The following is a 15,930-nucleotide window of genomic DNA, read 5'->3' on the forward strand; positions in this document are numbered from 1 at the left end:
CAATTTAATTTAAGAAAAGTGGTTATTCCATGGAAATATTTTTCATTATTTGAATTTTGTGTATTTTTTCACTTGAAACTCACCCCACCCATGCTTATAATATAGATGTTTGAAAATATATTACAAAAAGGATGATTAATAGATGAAAGCAGCTGTTGTACGAGATCCAGTAGATGGATACGTTGATATCAAAGATGTTACTTTACGACCAATTCATGAAGGTGAAGCCCTTGTAAAGGTTGAATATTGTGGATTATGTCACACAGACCTTCACGTTGCCGCCGGTGATTTTGGTAAGGTTCCTGGCCGAATCATTGGTCACGAAGGTGTTGGTCGGGTTATTCAAGTTGCCGATGATGTTGACAACCTGAAGATTGGTGATCGAGTATCAATCGCTTGGTTCTACAGAGGCTGTGGTCACTGTGAATATTGTACAACTGGCCGTGAAACCCTTTGCCGTAACGTTCAAAACTCAGGCTTTACCGTTGATGGTGCCATGGCTGAACAAGTCATCGTTCCAGCTGACTACGCTGTTAAGGTTCCAGAAGGCCTTGATCCAGTAGAAGCAACCTCTTTAACCTGTGCTGGCGTTACGATGTACAAAGCACTTAAAGTTGGTGAAACCCGTCCAGGTCAATGGGTTGAAGTTGTTGGTTGTGGTGGCCTTGGCAATTTGGCTGTCCAATATGCCCACAATGTCTTTGGTGCTCACGTTGTTGCCGTTGATGGTAACGAACAAAAATTAGCAGCTGCCAAAGAAAACGGTGCTGATATCACGATCAACCGTCATGATCCAGATGTCGCTGAACAGATTCAAAAGAAGGTCGGCGGTGTTCACAATGCTCAAATTACTGCTGTTACCACCGATGCATTCACAACTTCAGTTAACGCACTTCGCCCAGATGGCAAATTAGTTGCCGTTGCCCTTCCAAAGGGTGATATGGCTTTAAATATTGATAAAACCGTTCTTGATGGTATTCAGGTTGCTGGTTCACTTGTTGGAACCCGTCAAGACCTCAAGGAAACCTTCCAATTTGGTGCTGAAGGCAAAGTTAAACCAATCGTTAAGACTCGCCGCCTTGACGAAGTTAACGATATTATCGACGAAATGAAAGCTAACAAGATTGTTGGCCGGATGGTCGTTGACTTTACCAAATAATTATTAACCAGTATCATTGAAAGCACTAACTTAAAGTATTTAGATCTCAGAAGTTAACGAAAAAGACCCCAATCCAAGTTGGATTGGGTGTCTTTTTCGTTAACTTCTAGCTTTGCCATCTATTGTAGTTATTTTATCAGTATAAGAATAGTGATCAAGTTTACTAATAAAAATAAAAAACAGCTTAGAATCCATGGCGTTCTAAACCGTTTAATAGAGCAGATTATTTGTTATCTTTGATCACTTTGCGGCCTTTGTAAAAGCCTGATGGTGAAACATGGTGTGGCATAGTGTATTCGCCGGTCTTAGGGTCTAGGCTCAAATTAGGAGTCGTCAACTTGATGTGACCACGACGCATACGCTTCTTTGCCTTTGAAGTTCTACGTGCTGGTGTTGCCATATTCTTTCCCTCCTCGTAAAAATAAAATATCCACTAGTGAAATTTTAAAGCCCGGTTATTTTGAATCTTGATCTTTGAAAAGATCTTTCAATTTTGCCAGACGTGGATCAACTGTTTTTAATTCCGCCTTCTGATTTTTATAATCGTCGGTGGACAATACATCCCAACCTTTGCCGCTGGGCATCCGTTTGCCAGCTATCTCATCAGGAGCTAAGATGTGCATTGGAATATGCAAAATCACGTTATCAATAACCGCTGACTGCATATCAATCTGATCGTCTTCATCAACAACGAAGACAACATCATCCTTTCCATATCGAGACTCAGCTGCCTTCGACGGCACATAATACTCTTCAACGGTAAAGTCTAACGGTAAGTCAACTGGCTCAAGTGATCTCGATGACGGTACGGTGAGCTTACCAACAATGTGGGTATCAATGATGACGTCTCCTTGATCGGAAAACGCGGTACCATCAATATTGAACTGAGTTGCATCGATAACCTCGTCGGAATATCGATCTAATAATTCATCCTTAATATCAACCTTCTCGTTAAACGTGAAAGGATCGGTATCAGCGTACTTTTGAAGATCCTTAAAGTACCATTTCAATCTAATTCCTCCAATGCAACAAAACTTATTATACCGGCAACAAATAGGCTTGTCAAGGTGTTTTGCTTGATAGCCGTCTCGCTAATTTTTCACAATAACTGGGTGTTTATAAAAATCTTGAGATGGCTGATCGATCATTTGAAATAACATCCCCGCCTTAAAATCCAATTGAATATATTGATCAACAACATCTTCATTGATCTTGGTTAAAAGCGGCATCGAAAGTGATTTCTTAATTTGACTAAGATACGCCCTACCCTGACTGGTAAAGCCAAGTAACCGTAAGTAATTTGGCTTTACCAACATATCATCATTATAAGCGTGGACCATTACGTAGGTGCATAATCGTTGAATCCGAGTGTACGTATACCGCTTTGTTTTAACGAGTTGTAAAAACTCCTTGAAAGTCGTTGCCTTGATTGCACAACTTTTTAACCGATATTCGATTCCTTCGGTCATCTGGTAAATTCGATGGAGTTCCGTAATCGGGGTTTCCACCAATTCAAACCTAAGCATTGGCCAAAAATCATCCCAGGTAATGGGTGGTTGCGTCTCCGTCAATCTGAGAGTCTCGGCTGGAACCGTTTGAGTAACGTCACCAACACCACTAATGAGTGCTTTACGAATAGCTGAGGCGCTCGCAATCGATCCACCTGATAAATGATTGTCGTTATGTGCCACGCTATTCCGCTTAATCGGGACGAGCTGAAGTGGTGATCCCAAGTTGAAATTCGCGTTAGCATATCCAAACGCCAGAACATCATTAGGCTCACTCAGCCGAATCCCCGTTTTGTTAAATAGATAGTCTTGGAAAATTGAGGCGTAAGGACGATCAAATTGTTTAAAGTGACCGTCCCGCTTTGGCTGATTGTCAATCAACTTCTGATAGTCCATATCAGGATTTTCAGCACCAAATGATAACCAATTACATTGTAGCCCAGCAGCAATTTGAACCGCTCCAGCAGCAAATATGTGAGATGGCTGAACAGCCGAAAAAAAAGGCAACTCAATCACAATATCAATGCCGTTTTTGAGCGCCACGGCTGCTCGCTGCCACTTATCGAAAATAGCAGGTTCACCACGTTGCAGCCAATTACCACTCATGATTGCCACGGTGACATCAGCACCTGTTCGCAATTTGGCCTGCTGCAACTGGTATCGATGACCATTATGGAATGGATTATATTCAGAAACAATGCCAACTGCCCGAAGCATGTCTATTACTCCTTAACGGATTCTACAAACCAACGCTTAGTATGTTCAACAAAAGGCTGCTCACCAAAATCGGTTGTAACCAATGGCGCACTGAAAGCGGCCGCTAGTAACATCTTTTCTATCGTAGCCCGATCATATGCCCGCTCCTGATGAAGTTCACTATAAGCATCATAAGCATCTTTCTCAGGATTATACTGAAAAAAGCTCAAATCATGCTCAACCGATGCGGGAGCAAAATCTGCTTCATAACTGGTCCACATAAACGCAGAATCTTCATTTCGATAATTGTACATATAACCAGGATAAACATCAATTGTCTGATAGGGCGTAATTACATCAAATAACAATTGACCTCCAGGATTCAAATGACCATTCACAGAATTAAGCGTCTGCTGAAAATCTTTTTGGTCAATTAAGTAATTGAGTGAATCATCATAACATGTAATCACATCATACTGACCTAAATCAGCCAACTCACGCATGTCTGCTTGAATAAACGTAATGTCAACTTGTTCAGCCTGCGCCCGCTGATCCGCCAGTGTGAGCATATCCGCAGACAGATCAACTCCGTCCACTGAATAGCCTAATTTAGCCAGTTTAACAGCAAGCCGTCCCGTTCCACAAGCTAAATCTAAAATTTTAACATCAGACTTTGCCGTTTTGGGCTGACTAATCCTACTTGTGGTATAAGCCAACCAGCGATCATACAAAGTTTCATCAAACAAATCATCATAAAACTGAGCAAACTCACTATAAATCATACCTCAACCCATGAGTCGATATTAACCATTGGGGCATCAGACCATAATTTTTCAAGATTATAGAAATCACGAACTTCTTTTTGGAAGATATGAACAATCACGTCTCCAAGGTCAATGAGCACCCAGCGACCACTATCCTTACCCGATACCTGGTACACATTAATATCGCTAGTTTCAACCTGATCAATGACTTCTTCGGCAATCGCTTTGACCTGCCGATCAGAATTTGCGTCAGCAATCACAAAATAGTCAGCCATTAAACTCACTTTTTGCATGTCTAAAACCACAATATCATTGGCCCGCTTACTATCAGCGGCCCGGACAACTATCTGAGAAATTTCTTTACTATCCATATTTACTCCTTATTTCAATCCAGAATCTGGAACCCAGCTATTATAAGTCACAATCGTCTGCGGAAATACTGGCTTATTATTTTCAACTAAGTAAGCTAACGTCTGTTTAGTTTGATACGCAACACCCAATTTAAGGTTATCAAAAGTTAACTGGCGCGCTTCATCCACCCCTGGGAAATCCCTTCCAGGCTCAATATAATCCGCCATATAAACAATTTGCTCCAGCGGCGTCATGTATTCATGACCAACTGTATGATAACGAACGGCGTTTAAAATTTCAATATCACTAATTCGCAGTTCATTTTTGACAAATAACCAGCCAACCACACCGTGCCAGATAGCGTTCCCATAGTTCAGTAACTCAGGATCTAAGTGATAGTGCTTAATGGCCTGAATAAAGTCGGCGTCGGGCCGTTGCTTAGCATAGTCATGAACCAAGCCAGCAATTCCCGCCCTTTTAACATCAACGTGATTCGTTTTAGCTAAATCCATTGCAGTTTGTTCAACCCGTAGTACGTGGTGAAAGCGACTATCCGTAAGGGCGTCTTTGAGCTTTTGAACTAATTGGTCACGTGTAAATGGCAGTTCTGCACTTGATAACTGATCATTCTCCATATAATTGGTGCTCCTTTATATACCTTTCAACACAGCTAGGAACTAAATAACGAATCGATTGATGCTGATGAATTTTCGACCGGATAAAGGATGACGAAATATCAATATACGGCACATCCACCCAAATAATTGGATATTTTGAGGTTGGCGTGTAACCATCCCGCTTCACACCAACAAAGGATACTAACTTAACAAGATCATCAATTCGATGCCATTTCGGTAAATAGTTTACCATGTCACCACCGATAATAAAATAATATTGGTTCTCTGGATGCTTTCGAACCAATTCGGCCATTGTATCGTATGAATAACTTATTCCACCGCGGTTCACTTCAGCCATTTCAATCGAAAAGCTAGGATTGTTCCAAATAGCGAGGTTAATCATCGCAACTCGATCCGCTGCATCAATCGCTAGCTTACGATCAACGTGCGGCGGGGTTGCATCTGGCATAAAGAGAATTTTGTCGAGCCCCAATTGATCCAACACCTGCTGGGCAACAATCAAATGACCATTATGAATTGGATTAAAAGTGCCACCAAGAATCCCGATTCGCTTTCGCTTATTTTGAACAATTGTTTCGGTCTTTGGTAGTGTTTCTACAGTGTGAACAACATTAGTCATTTTAAAATACCCCTAAATTGAGAATACTTTTTTTGATAATTCTTGATTATTCTGATTATTTGAAGGTTTAAATAAAACCAGTGTTTTGCCAATTACTTGAACAACCGTAATATTACTCTTGGTTTCAATGTATTCTTTAATATCCGCTAACGAAGCAGCCGCATTCTGTAATACATTCACCTTAATCAATTCCCGGCTATCCAGTGCTTTTTGAATTTCATCTAGCCAAATTTGGGATAAGCCGTTTTTACCAACTTCAAATATCGGCCGCATCCGGTTAGCGTTTGCGCGTAAAAATCGTTTTTGTTTTCCAGTTAAATTCATAGTTACCTCTTAGTTTCTAAATCATTGCCGGTCGTATGAGTACAGAGACGCCAGTTGGCGCCCATCCAGACACGGAAACCCCTTCTGGGACCGTTATCCAACCCAATCCTTCGATTACAAGATCACTCTTTTGGGTTATCTTAAATTTATGACCTTCCAATGGCGGAAAATCATCCTTGTCATCTTCTGAAGGGGGGGTTAAGAAACTACCAACATGGTTTGTGTAAAAGTCATCCGCATTTTCCAGCTTAGTTCGATGAATAAATAAATTGTTTTCGGCATAAACCGTAAAGCCACGCCTACCCTCACCTGCATTGTAGTCAAACCTTGCCACACCGCCAAAGAAAAGGGTCTGTTCTGGGTTTAATTGATATTCTTTTGGCTTGATTCTCTTCTGTGGCGTGACCAAATTAAGCTCTTTGCCAACAAGATGATGGGCCATCTGTTCTGGTTGAATAATCCCAGGAGTATCCACCAACAATTTGCCATCTTTGAGCGGAATATCAATCCGATCCAACGTGGTTCCAGGGAAACGAGAAGTTGTAATCAGCTCCTTGATTCCAGTAGACTGCCTAACAATCGAGTTAATCAGAGTCGATTTCCCGACATTCGTTACCCCGACCACATAGACATCCTTACCTTGACGATACTTCTCGATTTGATCAAGGAGCCGGTCAACGTCTAGGTTCGTCTTCGCAGAAATCAATTCCACATCAACTGGCCGAATTCCCGCAGCGTTGGCCTGCTGACGTAGCCAATCCTTAACCTTTGTCTTTTTAAGACGGGCCGGCAAAACGTCTAGTTTATTTCCAACCAACAAAATCGGGTTATTTCCTACAAATCGATGAAGACCGGGAATCATACTCCCATTCACATCGAATATATCCACAACGTACACAATCAGTGAATCAGTATCAGAAATACTTGTTAACAGCTTCAAAAAGTCATCGTCAGACAGACTTACCGGAGCAATCTCGTTATAATGGCGCAGTCTAAAGCAGCGTTGGCAATATACTTCACCGTTTTCGATTCCTTTTTTTAATGCCGATTCCGGCGTGTATCCCAATGCTTGCTTATCAGTCGTTTGAACTTTAGCCCCACAACCGATACAACGAACTACTTCACCATCCACAATAACTTCATTTTCTGCCATAAATTCCTCCTATTTCCAATGTAAATCAGGATATTTCTTGATCAACATGTTCCAAACAATCTTTTCAAATCCCCGGTTAATTGTTGTATTCCAGGCATCGGTTCTAACGAGTGGTTTGACAAGAATACTACGGACGCCACAACTGTTTGCTGAAACGACATCCGTCATTAACTGATCGCCAATCATCACGGTGTTTTTTTTACTTAAATGAAACGTTTTGATTGCATGCCGAATCCCGATAGAGAGTGGCTTCATTGCTCGGGGAACGAATGGCAATTCATAATCGCGAACCGCTTCTTGAATCCGCTTATGACTATTGTTAGAAACCACAATCACTTTAATGCCGTATTTCTTAACACTTGCTAGCCAATTGCGTAACTCATCGGAGCCAGCCTTTGAATTCCATGGTACCAAAGTATTATCTAAATCGGTTAGAACACAGTTGATATTATTATCCAACAGGAATTCCGGGGAAATACTATAAATATTTTCGATCATCCACGTTGGTTTAAATCGAGACAACATATGTCGCTCCTTAATAAATAGTTATTTTATTTAAAAAAACTTCCACCAAAGCTATCGGTGAAAGTCATTTTAACACATCAATTACTTGAGCGCTTCTTTAGCAGCATCAGTAAGTGCTTTGAAAGCATCTGTGTCACTAACAGCAAGGTCTGCAAGCATCTTACGGTTCATATCGATGTTAGCAAGCTTCAAGCCATGCATAAATTGGCTGTAACTAAGGTCATTAAGACGAGCAGCAGCGTTAATCCGAGCAATCCATAATTTACGGAAGTTACCCTTGTTGGCACGACGGTCACGGAATGCATATACCTGTGACTTCATTACTTGATCTTTAGCTGTTTTGAATAAACGAGATTTGCCTCCTCGATATCCCTTAGCTAATTTTAAAACACGCTTACGACGTGCATGTGTGACTGTTCCACCTTTTACTCGTGGCATTTTGAATTCCTCCTATATTTAAAAAGCATCATAGTTGATTGTATAGTTGATTTTATAGATGTGGCAATAACTTCTTGTAAGTCTTAATGTTAGTCTTGTCCATCATACTAGTACCACGAAGTTGGCGACGTTGCTTCTTTGTCTTGCCGTGGAAACGGTGACTGGTATAAGCATTAGCACTCTTAAAGCCACCGTTGGCAGTTCTCTTAAAACGTTTTGCTGCGGCACGATTTGTTTTTTGTTTAGGCATTGGTAAAATCCTCCTCAAGTATTTAACAAACTAGTTTATTTTTTGTCTGCGTCATTTGGCGAAAGCATTAAGAACATACTTCTACCATCCATTTTTGGCCGCTGAGTGACAGTGGCAACATCGGATGTTTCTGCAGCCATTCGGTCAAGGACTCTTCGACCAATATCCTTATGGGTAATTGCACGGCCTTTAAATCGAATTGAAACTCTGACTTTTTCGCCCTTTGCCAAGAACTTCTTGGCATTCTTTAGCTTAGTGTTAAAATCGTTAACATCAATCGTTGGGCTCAAACGAACTTCTTTGACACTGATGACTTTTTGTTTCTTACGGGATTCCCGTTCCTTCTTCTGTTCCTCGAAACGATACTTCCCATAATCAAGAATCTTTGCAACCGGTGGCTTTGCTTTAGGGGCAACCAAGACCAAGTCTAAATCGGCATCTTCAGCTAACTGAAGGGCTTCATTCTTTGACTTAACTCCTAGCTGATCACCATTAGCACCAATTAAACGAACCTCGCGAGCGCGGATTCCATCATTAACCATCATATCTTTTGCTATGGTACTTCACCTCCGAAATTTTTGAAAAAGCAGAAAGAGAGCGAGCACAGAAATGCGCCCGCTCTCAATTAAAGAACTTGAATCGTCAAGTTCTTACTCGATATCATGCCCAGCAAATTCAAGATTTACTCAGGCGAGAAGCGGGTAGCCTCTGCTTTCATTTGAACAACTATTAAATAATATCATCCAATCATCTGCATGTCAACCATAACCGACTTACTGGTTGACATACAAGCTGCTTAGCACAAAATTATTCTTCCCGTGAATATGATGCAATGTCTTTTGATACTTCATCAATGAAACTTGGTACTGATTCGGAATTGGTATCTTGTTCGCCATATTTACGAACGGAAACACTATTACCATTCACTTCTTCATCGCCAACAACTAACGTATAGGGAATTTTATGCGTTTGGGCATCCCGAATTAAGTAACCCATCTTTTCACCACGGGTATCAACGGATGAACGAATCTTTAATGCCCGAAGCTGATCATTAATTTGTTTAGCATAGTCAAGATGCTTATCTTGGCTAACGGGAATAATCTTAACTTGATGTGGTGCCAACCAAGTTGGGAAAGCACCCTTATAAATTTCAGTCAAGTAAGCAACAAATCGTTCCATTGTTGAAACGAGACCACGATGAATCATAACTGGGCGATGCTGCTTACCATCTTCACCAACGTAATGAAGATCAAAACGATCAGGCAACATAAAGTCCAACTGAATCGTTGATAGCGTTTCTTCGTTACCCAGAGCGGTCTTAGTTTGAACATCCAGCTTAGGACCATAGAAAGCAGCTTCACCTTCTGCTTCAACATAATCCAAGCCCATTTCATCCATGGCACCCTTAAGCATTGTTTGGGCCCTTGTCCACATTTCGTCGTCATCAAAGTACTTTTCAGTATTCTTTGGATCACGGTAACTTAGACGGAATGTGTAGTCATTAATATCGAAATCATGATAGACATCAACCATTAAGTTCAAAATGTTCTTGAACTCCTCTTGAATTTGATCAAGGGCAACGAATGTATGACCATCATTCAAAGTCATTTCACGAACACGTTGAAGGCCGGACAAGGCACCAGATTTTTCGTAACGATGCATCATCCCAAGTTCAGCGATTCTAAGTGGAAGCTCACGGTATGAACGAATATGGTGGTTATAAATTTGAATATGACTCGGGCAATTCATTGGCCGTAATTCAAGTTCTTCCCCATCACCCATGTCCATTGGTGGGAACATATCCTCACGATAATGATCCCAATGTCCTGATTGCTTATAAAGATCTAAGTTGGCAAGAACTGGCGTATAAACGTGTTGGTAACCGTTGGCAACTTCCTTATCAACGATGTAACGCTCAATCGTTCTTCTGATTGTGGCACCATTTGGCATCCAGTATGGAAGACCAGCCCCAACTTTAGGGTCAACAAAGAATAAGTCAAGTTCATTACCGATGACACGGTGGTCACGTTCATGAGCTTCCTTTCTCTTCTCAAGGTCAGCGTCCAGTTCCTTTTGTTTGTTAAATGCTGTCGCATAGATCCGTTGCAACATTGGGTTAGATGATTTGCCTTGCCAATAAGCACCAGCTACGGACAGCAACTTAAAGATTTTAACTTTCCCAGTTGAAGGTAAAACGGCTCCTTCAGCAATTGACTTAAAGTCATCAATCTTGAAAAATTTGACCTTCCCATCAACTTCGTTTTCCTTGATTAATTCTTTTTGGTAAGGATCGTTACCGGCAACCTTAGCTGCTTCATCGGCACTTAAGAAGACAACTTCAATTGGTAAATCCTGTTTGATAATTTTGTGCATTGACTGGCTTAGGCTTTCCAATTGATCAACACTAATTTGTGTATCCGGCTTGTCAGTATCAACAAAGAAGCCATCCTCGTCAGCGGCACTCTCGCCAAAGTTAATATTGTCGAAATCACTAGCAATGGCCATCTTCAAAATTTGGGCGGCAGTTGCTCGTAAAACACTGAGACCGTCATCACTATCAGAAGTGATAATTTCAATTTTGCCACCCTTATGTAGCGGTTCATCATTATTGACAAATTGACCATTAACCTTACCAGCAACAGCCTTTTTGCCCAAACTTACTGCGATTGATTTAGCGATTGCCTGGGCAGTAACACCATCATCAAACTGCTTAATACTACCATCTGGAAACTCAAATGAAAGTTGTGACATTTCTCTTACTCCTTTTTATTTTATTGGAACCACAAAAAAATCCCTAATATACAATTAAGTATATTAGGGACGCAATTAGCGCGGTTCCACCCGTATTGGATTTTTGGCCACATCAAAATAGTAAACCAAAAAGCTCTCAAGTGGTTGCTAACGGTACCAACCGGGATAGCATTCTCCGCAATCCGTCTTCAAGAAGTGGTAACAATTATCTTCTAAACAAATGGTCTTCCAGGCTAGAACCATTCTCCCTGTGATGAGAAACAATCGTCATGTCTCCTTGATTCATTGTTTATAAGTATAGAAGGGCTATTTTGAAAAGTCAATTCTAAATCAAAAATAGTGAGCGGAACAAAGTGATTAGAAATCGGAATGTAAGTCTCCTATCGAGGAAATTCCTGAACTTGGAATTTTTTCTGAAGGTGCTTACACTCCGATTGCTGCCTGGAGGAGCCTTCCTAACAAATTATCCAGGCCGACGATTGTCACCGGTCATTTCAACCTCGCGGGATAAGAATCGGACACGCTGCATCAACCGTTTCGCCTTAAGCGGCTCATCATCACCTCGTTGATTAATTCGAAGATGCTCTTGCTCAAGTTGATCCATCGAAAAGTTTGAGGTAAAGAATGTTGGCAACTGCTGTTGCATCCTATACTCCAAGATCACACCGAGGACTTCATCACGAACCCAAGATGACATCGAATCAGCACCAATATCGTCAATCATAAGAACTGGTGATTTTTTAATAACATCAATTTTGTCAGCAACGCTATTAGTAGCAATCGCCGCCTTCATTTCAACGGCAAAACTTGGAAAATGAACCATCGTTGTTTGAATATTTCGATCAGCGAGTTCATTTGCAAGAGCACCAGTTAAATATGTTTTACCCACACCGAACGGGCCATAGATATATAGTCCAGGATGAAAATGGCCTGGATCCGACTTCACCGCATTAATGAATTCGATTCCCTTGGTTAAAGCCTCAAACCGAGAAGCATCCTTATCAAACCCCTCAATTCTTGCCTGCTTAATATCCTTGGGCATCGAAATCGTCGTAATTCTGCGTGCTAAAGACTGTGATTTTTGCCTTGCAAGCGTCTGTGGTGAAGCGGTATAGGAGATATCAATTAAATGATCATTCACTACTAATTGTGGTAAATAACCAGGCGCAAATGATTGCTTATCTTGTTTGAGCTGACGCTTAACGTTGGCATATTCATACAACTTGGAAGCCGATCGTTCAATTGCGTTATCCGCTAGTTCATCGTGATGATCTTTAATAAACTGGGCAATTTCCGGATCGCTTTTGATATCGTTCATAATCTTATTAAAGGTTGCGCTAAAAGTGCCACCATTAAGCTTGCGGTCTTGCATCAGCTTTTTTACGTAGTCACTGACCCGTTCCATTGGTTCTCACCTACTTTTGCTTCTTTAATTTGTTGAGTTGCTGTTCAAGCAGCTTTTTTTGTTCTGCACTCAGTCCCTGCTTTGACTGACTACCTTGTGGCTTTTGCGGCTGCTTAGCCCAATCGGGTAACGTTTCCTTAACATTAATGCGCTTATTGGGATAACGCCGGGTTGCTTTCTTAGCCCTTTGTTTTCCCCGATTTCTCAGTGCCATGATTGCATCATTGGCATCACGAACATTTTTTTGTGACCAGTCATCGGCAATCGTTGAGATTAAGTTCTTATTAAGCGTTGAATGCTGTTCATCTACTAAAATATGATAAACCAAAATATTAATAACTTCGTTTGGAAACGTTCTTAAATTAACCAATTCCTGCAAAATCCGTTGTTCACCGCTCGTCACCAGACCGTGCTTTTGATCCTTAAGTTGCTGAAGGAACAAGGCTGGTGCGGTCGATTTACTAATTGAAATCAACTCCTCAGTAGCGGTATCAAATGACACTGTTGGCCGCTGAGCTGACTCACTAGATGATTCTTTAGCAGGATTTTGTTCCGGCTGTCGCATTTCAAACTGTTGGGAAATAATCAGTTTCAAGCGCCGTTGGTCTAATTGATTATTACTCAAATTAGTGGCCTTTTGAATCAACTTAACCATTTCAACTTCATCAATACCGTATAACAAATGCTCTGATAAAATCAAGTCATGAGCGGCCTTAACACTGGCGTCTTCAACATATGAATTCTCAAGCATTTCTAAGGTTAAGTTAAAATCAAAATCATTGTTTTTGGGGATTAATTTTTGATTATTAACATTTGTGGTGCCGTTATTGAGCGTCCCCTTCGTTTCGTTAACTGTCGCCGGAATATTTTTGATCAGATTACTAGGAACATCAAACACATCTAGCAATGATGCCGAAACGTTTTGTAATTCACCTAAATCCGGAATGGGGACAACTAACCGCGACACAATTTGCTTATAGGTATTATCGCCCACTTTACCCAGTAGCATAACTGCTAATATGTCGGTCTTTAAAAAATCTCTGGCAGATAATGGCTTTTGCACAGCGTACACCAGAGAATCTGCTGGATCTTTTGTAGCAAAGGTTCCTAACAAATTGACAGCTTCTAAGATTCGGCGTTGATCACTGATCTTATCAATTCCCGTATCCAACATACTTTGAAGTTCATAATGATTATGGGCAACTAATTGATTGTGGTCATTCACACTAAAAGTCCATAACAGCCGATAGAGCGAAAGCGCATCCCGACCAATGATTGGTAAATACAGGTTATTGAGAACATTATCGTCAATCACACTGTTTGCATCAGAATTAATGACAACAAATTTTGAATCAGGAGTCAATTTGCTAAATGAATTTGCCATCTATTTTGCCCCCGGATCCGTCTTCGTGTTCTTTTTCTTATCCTTTTCCATAATTTCTTTGAGTTCTTTATAAAAAACTGACATATCTTTAAATTGCCGGTAGACACTTGCAAATCTGATATAGGCGATTTCGTCGAGATTGACCAAGTCCTCCATCACATATTCCCCGATTTGCTGGCTTGAAACTTCATTCTCACCTAATGATCGCAGTTTATTCTCAACTCGATCAACCAGTTCAGTGATTGAATTCATTGAAACTGGCCTTTTTTCAGCAGACCGAACAATTCCCTTCATCAACTTTTCACGGTTAAATTCTTCACGGTTACCGTTTTTCTTAATGACAAGTAACGGTGTGACTTCAACCCGCTCAAAAGTCGTAAATCGGAAACCGCAGTGTTCACATTCTCTTCTTCGCCTAATAACTCGACCATCATCAGTAGGCCGACTATCAACAACTTTGGAACCATTGTATCCACAATGAGGACATTGCATGGATTTCACCTCGTTTGATTTGTTTCAGTGGCCAACCAGTCATCCACTTGGGCATGTGTTTGGTCAATTGTACCAGAATTATAAATAATTGTATCAGCCAAATTGCGTTTTGTCTGCAGTGGCCATTGATTTTTAATCCGATCACTAGCCTGACTAATACTAAGTTGATTACGTTCCATAAGTCGATGCAACTGGGTTACTGGATCACAATAAACCACCACCAGTTCGTCTACGATGTGTGCATAACCATTTTCAAACAGTGTTGGTGCATCCAAAACCGTCAATGGTGATTGGGTGTTTTGAATGAATTGGCGAAGAATCTCATCTCGAATAAAGGGATCGATTGTCCGGACTAATTGCTTCAAGTAGCCCTTGTTGCTAAATACAAGTTTGCCCAACCGTTGACGGTCAATCTGACCATCTTTGGCAACGATCGAATCACCAAACACGGTCAAAATTGCTTGGTAGCCAGCCTGACCCTTCTCTTCAACTTGATGAGTAATCACGTCAGCATCAATTACTGGAATATTCTTAGTTTTTAAATAATGACTAACCGCCGACTTACCTGTCGCAATTCCGCCGGTTAATCCAATTAATCTAGTCATTCTTTTCTCCATGTACAACTTGACAATGAGGGCAAAAATGCGTGCCCCGTTGAGCTAATTTAATTTTAACGATCGGTGTGCCACAACGAAGGCAAGGCTCACCTTTGCGACCATACACATTCAAATGATTTTGAAACTCGCCGGCTTCCCCATAGGCATTTGAGTATGAATGAACCGTAGTTCCATGGCCAGCGATTGCTTTTTGAATTTCGGTAATAATATTATGACGTAATCGCTCGATCTCATCCGCAGTAATCAGGTTAACTGGCTGCTCGGGGTGAATTTTGCTCAACCATAATACTTCGTCAGCGTAAATATTCCCTAATCCGGCAATTTTACTCTGATCCAATAAAAATGGCTTAACCATCTTTTTGCTCTTTGCAAAGATTGTTTTCATATAGTCAATCGTTAGATCGTGATCAGTCGGTTCGGGTCCGATTGTTTTCAAGCCAGCAACCGTCATTTCCTGTCCGGTATCAACGAGGTTCATTCGGCCAAACTTACGGCTATCGTTATACCGAAGCTCACGACCATCTGTGAGGTAAAAAATGACATGCGTATGCTTACCAATGGGGACCCCGTCTGGTTCAACGTCATATTTACCTTCCATTCGCAGATGAGATACGATCGTTAGCCCACCGCTAATTCTAATTAATAGATACTTTCCTCTTCTATCAATTCTCTCAATTATCTTGTTTCTCAAAGCCTGTTCAAAATCAGCCTTGGGAAGGTTAATCATTTTTTCGTATAAGACATCGACAGCCTTAATTTTGCTTCCAACGACCAGTTCAGTTAATCCTCGCCGAACGGTTTCTACTTCAGGTAATTCAGGCATAACACACTCCAATTCAATCCGTTTTTACTAATA

The 15,930-nt window shown here is 40.9% G+C and carries 20 protein-coding genes and 1 other annotated feature; of the genes, 1 reads left to right on the forward strand and 19 read right to left on the reverse strand.

Translation table 11 applies throughout. From position 1 onward, the window contains the following. Positions 1-142 precede the first annotated feature (142 nt). Positions 143-1,159: an alcohol dehydrogenase AdhP gene (adhP, locus tag FC98_RS01170; protein ID WP_008856888.1), complete on the forward strand. Its 1,017-nt coding sequence runs from the start codon at positions 143-145 to the stop codon at positions 1,157-1,159. 223 nt (positions 1,160-1,382) lie between these two features. Here adhP and rpmF read toward each other — a convergent pair whose 3' ends face one another. The 19 genes from rpmF to mutM all read right to left on the reverse strand — a co-directional run bounded on the left by rpmF (position 1,383) and on the right by mutM (position 15,897). After that, positions 1,383-1,559: a 50S ribosomal protein L32 gene (gene rpmF / locus FC98_RS01175; protein WP_008856889.1), complete on the reverse strand. Its 177-nt coding sequence runs from the start codon at positions 1,557-1,559 to the stop codon at positions 1,383-1,385. A gap of 55 nt (positions 1,560-1,614) precedes the next feature. Next, positions 1,615-2,169 (reverse strand): DUF177 domain-containing protein, encoded by a 555-nt coding sequence (locus tag FC98_RS01180; protein ID WP_008856890.1) that lies wholly within the window; start codon positions 2,167-2,169, stop codon positions 1,615-1,617. 81 nt (positions 2,170-2,250) lie between these two features. After that, entirely contained in the window at positions 2,251-3,384 is a 1,134-nt protein-coding gene (locus FC98_RS01185; protein ID WP_056949060.1) for a nucleotidyltransferase, read from the reverse strand. A 5-nt stretch (positions 3,385-3,389) separates the two neighbouring features. Beyond that, a complete protein-coding gene (locus tag FC98_RS01190; RefSeq protein WP_008856892.1) occupies positions 3,390-4,145 on the reverse strand; it encodes a class I SAM-dependent DNA methyltransferase in 756 nt (251 codons plus the stop codon). Next, positions 4,142-4,498 carry a ribosome silencing factor gene (gene rsfS, locus FC98_RS01195; RefSeq protein WP_008856893.1) on the reverse strand — a complete coding sequence of 119 codons (357 nt, stop codon included), beginning with the start codon at positions 4,496-4,498 and terminating at the stop codon, positions 4,142-4,144. Before rsfS ends, FC98_RS01190 begins: the two co-directional genes overlap by 4 nt. 9 nt (positions 4,499-4,507) lie before the next feature. Next, entirely contained in the window at positions 4,508-5,113 is a 606-nt protein-coding gene (yqeK, locus tag FC98_RS01200) for a bis(5'-nucleosyl)-tetraphosphatase (symmetrical) YqeK (protein WP_056949062.1), read from the reverse strand. Continuing rightward, entirely contained in the window at positions 5,103-5,735 is a 633-nt protein-coding gene (locus FC98_RS01205; RefSeq protein ID WP_054654273.1) for a nicotinate-nucleotide adenylyltransferase, read from the reverse strand. The genes yqeK and FC98_RS01205 overlap by 11 nt, the downstream gene beginning before the upstream one ends. Before the next feature lie 12 nt (positions 5,736-5,747). Beyond that, positions 5,748-6,059 (reverse strand): ribosome assembly RNA-binding protein YhbY, encoded by a 312-nt coding sequence (gene yhbY, locus FC98_RS01210; protein ID WP_054654275.1) that lies wholly within the window; start codon positions 6,057-6,059, stop codon positions 5,748-5,750. 16 nt (positions 6,060-6,075) lie between these two features. Next, positions 6,076-7,212 carry a ribosome biogenesis GTPase YqeH gene (yqeH, locus tag FC98_RS01215; protein WP_008856898.1) on the reverse strand — a complete coding sequence of 379 codons (1,137 nt, stop codon included), beginning with the start codon at positions 7,210-7,212 and terminating at the stop codon, positions 6,076-6,078. Positions 7,213-7,221: 9 nt separating this feature from the next. Beyond that, a complete protein-coding gene (locus FC98_RS01220; RefSeq protein ID WP_040471529.1) occupies positions 7,222-7,737 on the reverse strand; it encodes a YqeG family HAD IIIA-type phosphatase in 516 nt (171 codons plus the stop codon). 81 nt (positions 7,738-7,818) lie between these two features. Then, complete coding sequence (gene rplT, locus FC98_RS01225) at positions 7,819-8,175, reverse strand: 50S ribosomal protein L20 (protein ID WP_008856900.1); 357 nt, start codon at positions 8,173-8,175, stop codon at positions 7,819-7,821. Between the two features lie 52 nt (positions 8,176-8,227). Continuing rightward, positions 8,228-8,425: a 50S ribosomal protein L35 gene (rpmI, locus tag FC98_RS01230; RefSeq protein WP_008856901.1), complete on the reverse strand. Its 198-nt coding sequence runs from the start codon at positions 8,423-8,425 to the stop codon at positions 8,228-8,230. A 35-nt stretch (positions 8,426-8,460) separates the two neighbouring features. Then, positions 8,461-8,970: a translation initiation factor IF-3 gene (gene infC / locus FC98_RS01235; protein WP_008856902.1), complete on the reverse strand. Its 510-nt coding sequence runs from the start codon at positions 8,968-8,970 to the stop codon at positions 8,461-8,463. Between the two features lie 38 nt (positions 8,971-9,008). Further along, positions 9,009-9,145: a sequence feature (ribosomal protein L20 leader region), on the reverse strand. 87 nt (positions 9,146-9,232) lie between these two features. Beyond that, positions 9,233-11,176: a threonine--tRNA ligase gene (gene thrS, locus FC98_RS01240; protein WP_008856903.1), complete on the reverse strand. Its 1,944-nt coding sequence runs from the start codon at positions 11,174-11,176 to the stop codon at positions 9,233-9,235. 463 nt (positions 11,177-11,639) lie between these two features. Further along, a complete protein-coding gene (gene dnaI / locus FC98_RS01245) occupies positions 11,640-12,581 on the reverse strand; it encodes a primosomal protein DnaI (RefSeq protein WP_056949064.1) in 942 nt (313 codons plus the stop codon). A gap of 10 nt (positions 12,582-12,591) precedes the next feature. Continuing rightward, the gene (locus FC98_RS01250) at positions 12,592-13,965 is read right to left on the reverse strand and encodes a replication initiation and membrane attachment family protein (protein WP_008856905.1); all 1,374 of its coding nucleotides are present in this window, start codon (positions 13,963-13,965) and stop codon (positions 12,592-12,594) included. Then, on the reverse strand, positions 13,966-14,457 hold the full coding sequence (gene nrdR, locus FC98_RS01255) for a transcriptional regulator NrdR (RefSeq protein WP_008856906.1): 492 nt from the start codon (positions 14,455-14,457) through the stop codon (positions 13,966-13,968). Positions 14,458-14,462: 5 nt separating this feature from the next. Continuing rightward, positions 14,463-15,062: a dephospho-CoA kinase gene (gene coaE, locus FC98_RS01260; protein ID WP_040471530.1), complete on the reverse strand. Its 600-nt coding sequence runs from the start codon at positions 15,060-15,062 to the stop codon at positions 14,463-14,465. Next, positions 15,055-15,897, reverse strand: coding sequence for a DNA-formamidopyrimidine glycosylase (gene mutM / locus FC98_RS01265; RefSeq protein ID WP_056949066.1), 843 nt, complete (start codon positions 15,895-15,897; stop codon positions 15,055-15,057). The genes coaE and mutM overlap by 8 nt, the downstream gene beginning before the upstream one ends. Positions 15,898-15,930 lie beyond the last annotated feature (33 nt).

Origin of the sequence: Lentilactobacillus kisonensis DSM 19906 = JCM 15041 (genome assembly GCF_001434135.1) — a bacterium.
Taxonomy (GTDB): domain Bacteria; phylum Bacillota; class Bacilli; order Lactobacillales; family Lactobacillaceae; genus Lentilactobacillus; species Lentilactobacillus kisonensis.

What these genes read in the sequence shown, in the direction of transcription:
- adhP (WP_008856888.1), top strand. Translation starts at nt 143, where the DNA reads ATGAAAGCAGCTGTTGTACGAGATCCAGTAGATGGATACGTTGATATC.
- rpmF (WP_008856889.1), bottom strand. Translation starts at nt 1,559, where the DNA reads ATGGCAACACCAGCACGTAGAACTTCAAAGGCAAAGAAGCGTATGCGT.
- FC98_RS01185 (WP_056949060.1), bottom strand. Translation starts at nt 3,384, where the DNA reads ATGCTTCGGGCAGTTGGCATTGTTTCTGAATATAATCCATTCCATAAT.
- FC98_RS01190 (WP_008856892.1), bottom strand. Translation starts at nt 4,145, where the DNA reads ATGATTTATAGTGAGTTTGCTCAGTTTTATGATGATTTGTTTGATGAA.
- rsfS (WP_008856893.1), bottom strand. Translation starts at nt 4,498, where the DNA reads ATGGATAGTAAAGAAATTTCTCAGATAGTTGTCCGGGCCGCTGATAGT.
- yqeK (WP_056949062.1), bottom strand. Translation starts at nt 5,113, where the DNA reads ATGGAGAATGATCAGTTATCAAGTGCAGAACTGCCATTTACACGTGAC.
- FC98_RS01205 (WP_054654273.1), bottom strand. Translation starts at nt 5,735, where the DNA reads ATGACTAATGTTGTTCACACTGTAGAAACACTACCAAAGACCGAAACA.
- yhbY (WP_054654275.1), bottom strand. Translation starts at nt 6,059, where the DNA reads ATGAATTTAACTGGAAAACAAAAACGATTTTTACGCGCAAACGCTAAC.
- yqeH (WP_008856898.1), bottom strand. Translation starts at nt 7,212, where the DNA reads ATGGCAGAAAATGAAGTTATTGTGGATGGTGAAGTAGTTCGTTGTATC.
- FC98_RS01220 (WP_040471529.1), bottom strand. Translation starts at nt 7,737, where the DNA reads ATGTTGTCTCGATTTAAACCAACGTGGATGATCGAAAATATTTATAGT.
- rplT (WP_008856900.1), bottom strand. Translation starts at nt 8,175, where the DNA reads ATGCCACGAGTAAAAGGTGGAACAGTCACACATGCACGTCGTAAGCGT.
- rpmI (WP_008856901.1), bottom strand. Translation starts at nt 8,425, where the DNA reads ATGCCTAAACAAAAAACAAATCGTGCCGCAGCAAAACGTTTTAAGAGA.
- infC (WP_008856902.1), bottom strand. Translation starts at nt 8,970, where the DNA reads ATGATGGTTAATGATGGAATCCGCGCTCGCGAGGTTCGTTTAATTGGT.
- thrS (WP_008856903.1), bottom strand. Translation starts at nt 11,176, where the DNA reads ATGTCACAACTTTCATTTGAGTTTCCAGATGGTAGTATTAAGCAGTTT.
- dnaI (WP_056949064.1), bottom strand. Translation starts at nt 12,581, where the DNA reads ATGGAACGGGTCAGTGACTACGTAAAAAAGCTGATGCAAGACCGCAAG.
- FC98_RS01250 (WP_008856905.1), bottom strand. Translation starts at nt 13,965, where the DNA reads ATGGCAAATTCATTTAGCAAATTGACTCCTGATTCAAAATTTGTTGTC.
- nrdR (WP_008856906.1), bottom strand. Translation starts at nt 14,457, where the DNA reads ATGCAATGTCCTCATTGTGGATACAATGGTTCCAAAGTTGTTGATAGT.
- coaE (WP_040471530.1), bottom strand. Translation starts at nt 15,062, where the DNA reads ATGACTAGATTAATTGGATTAACCGGCGGAATTGCGACAGGTAAGTCG.
- mutM (WP_056949066.1), bottom strand. Translation starts at nt 15,897, where the DNA reads ATGCCTGAATTACCTGAAGTAGAAACCGTTCGGCGAGGATTAACTGAA.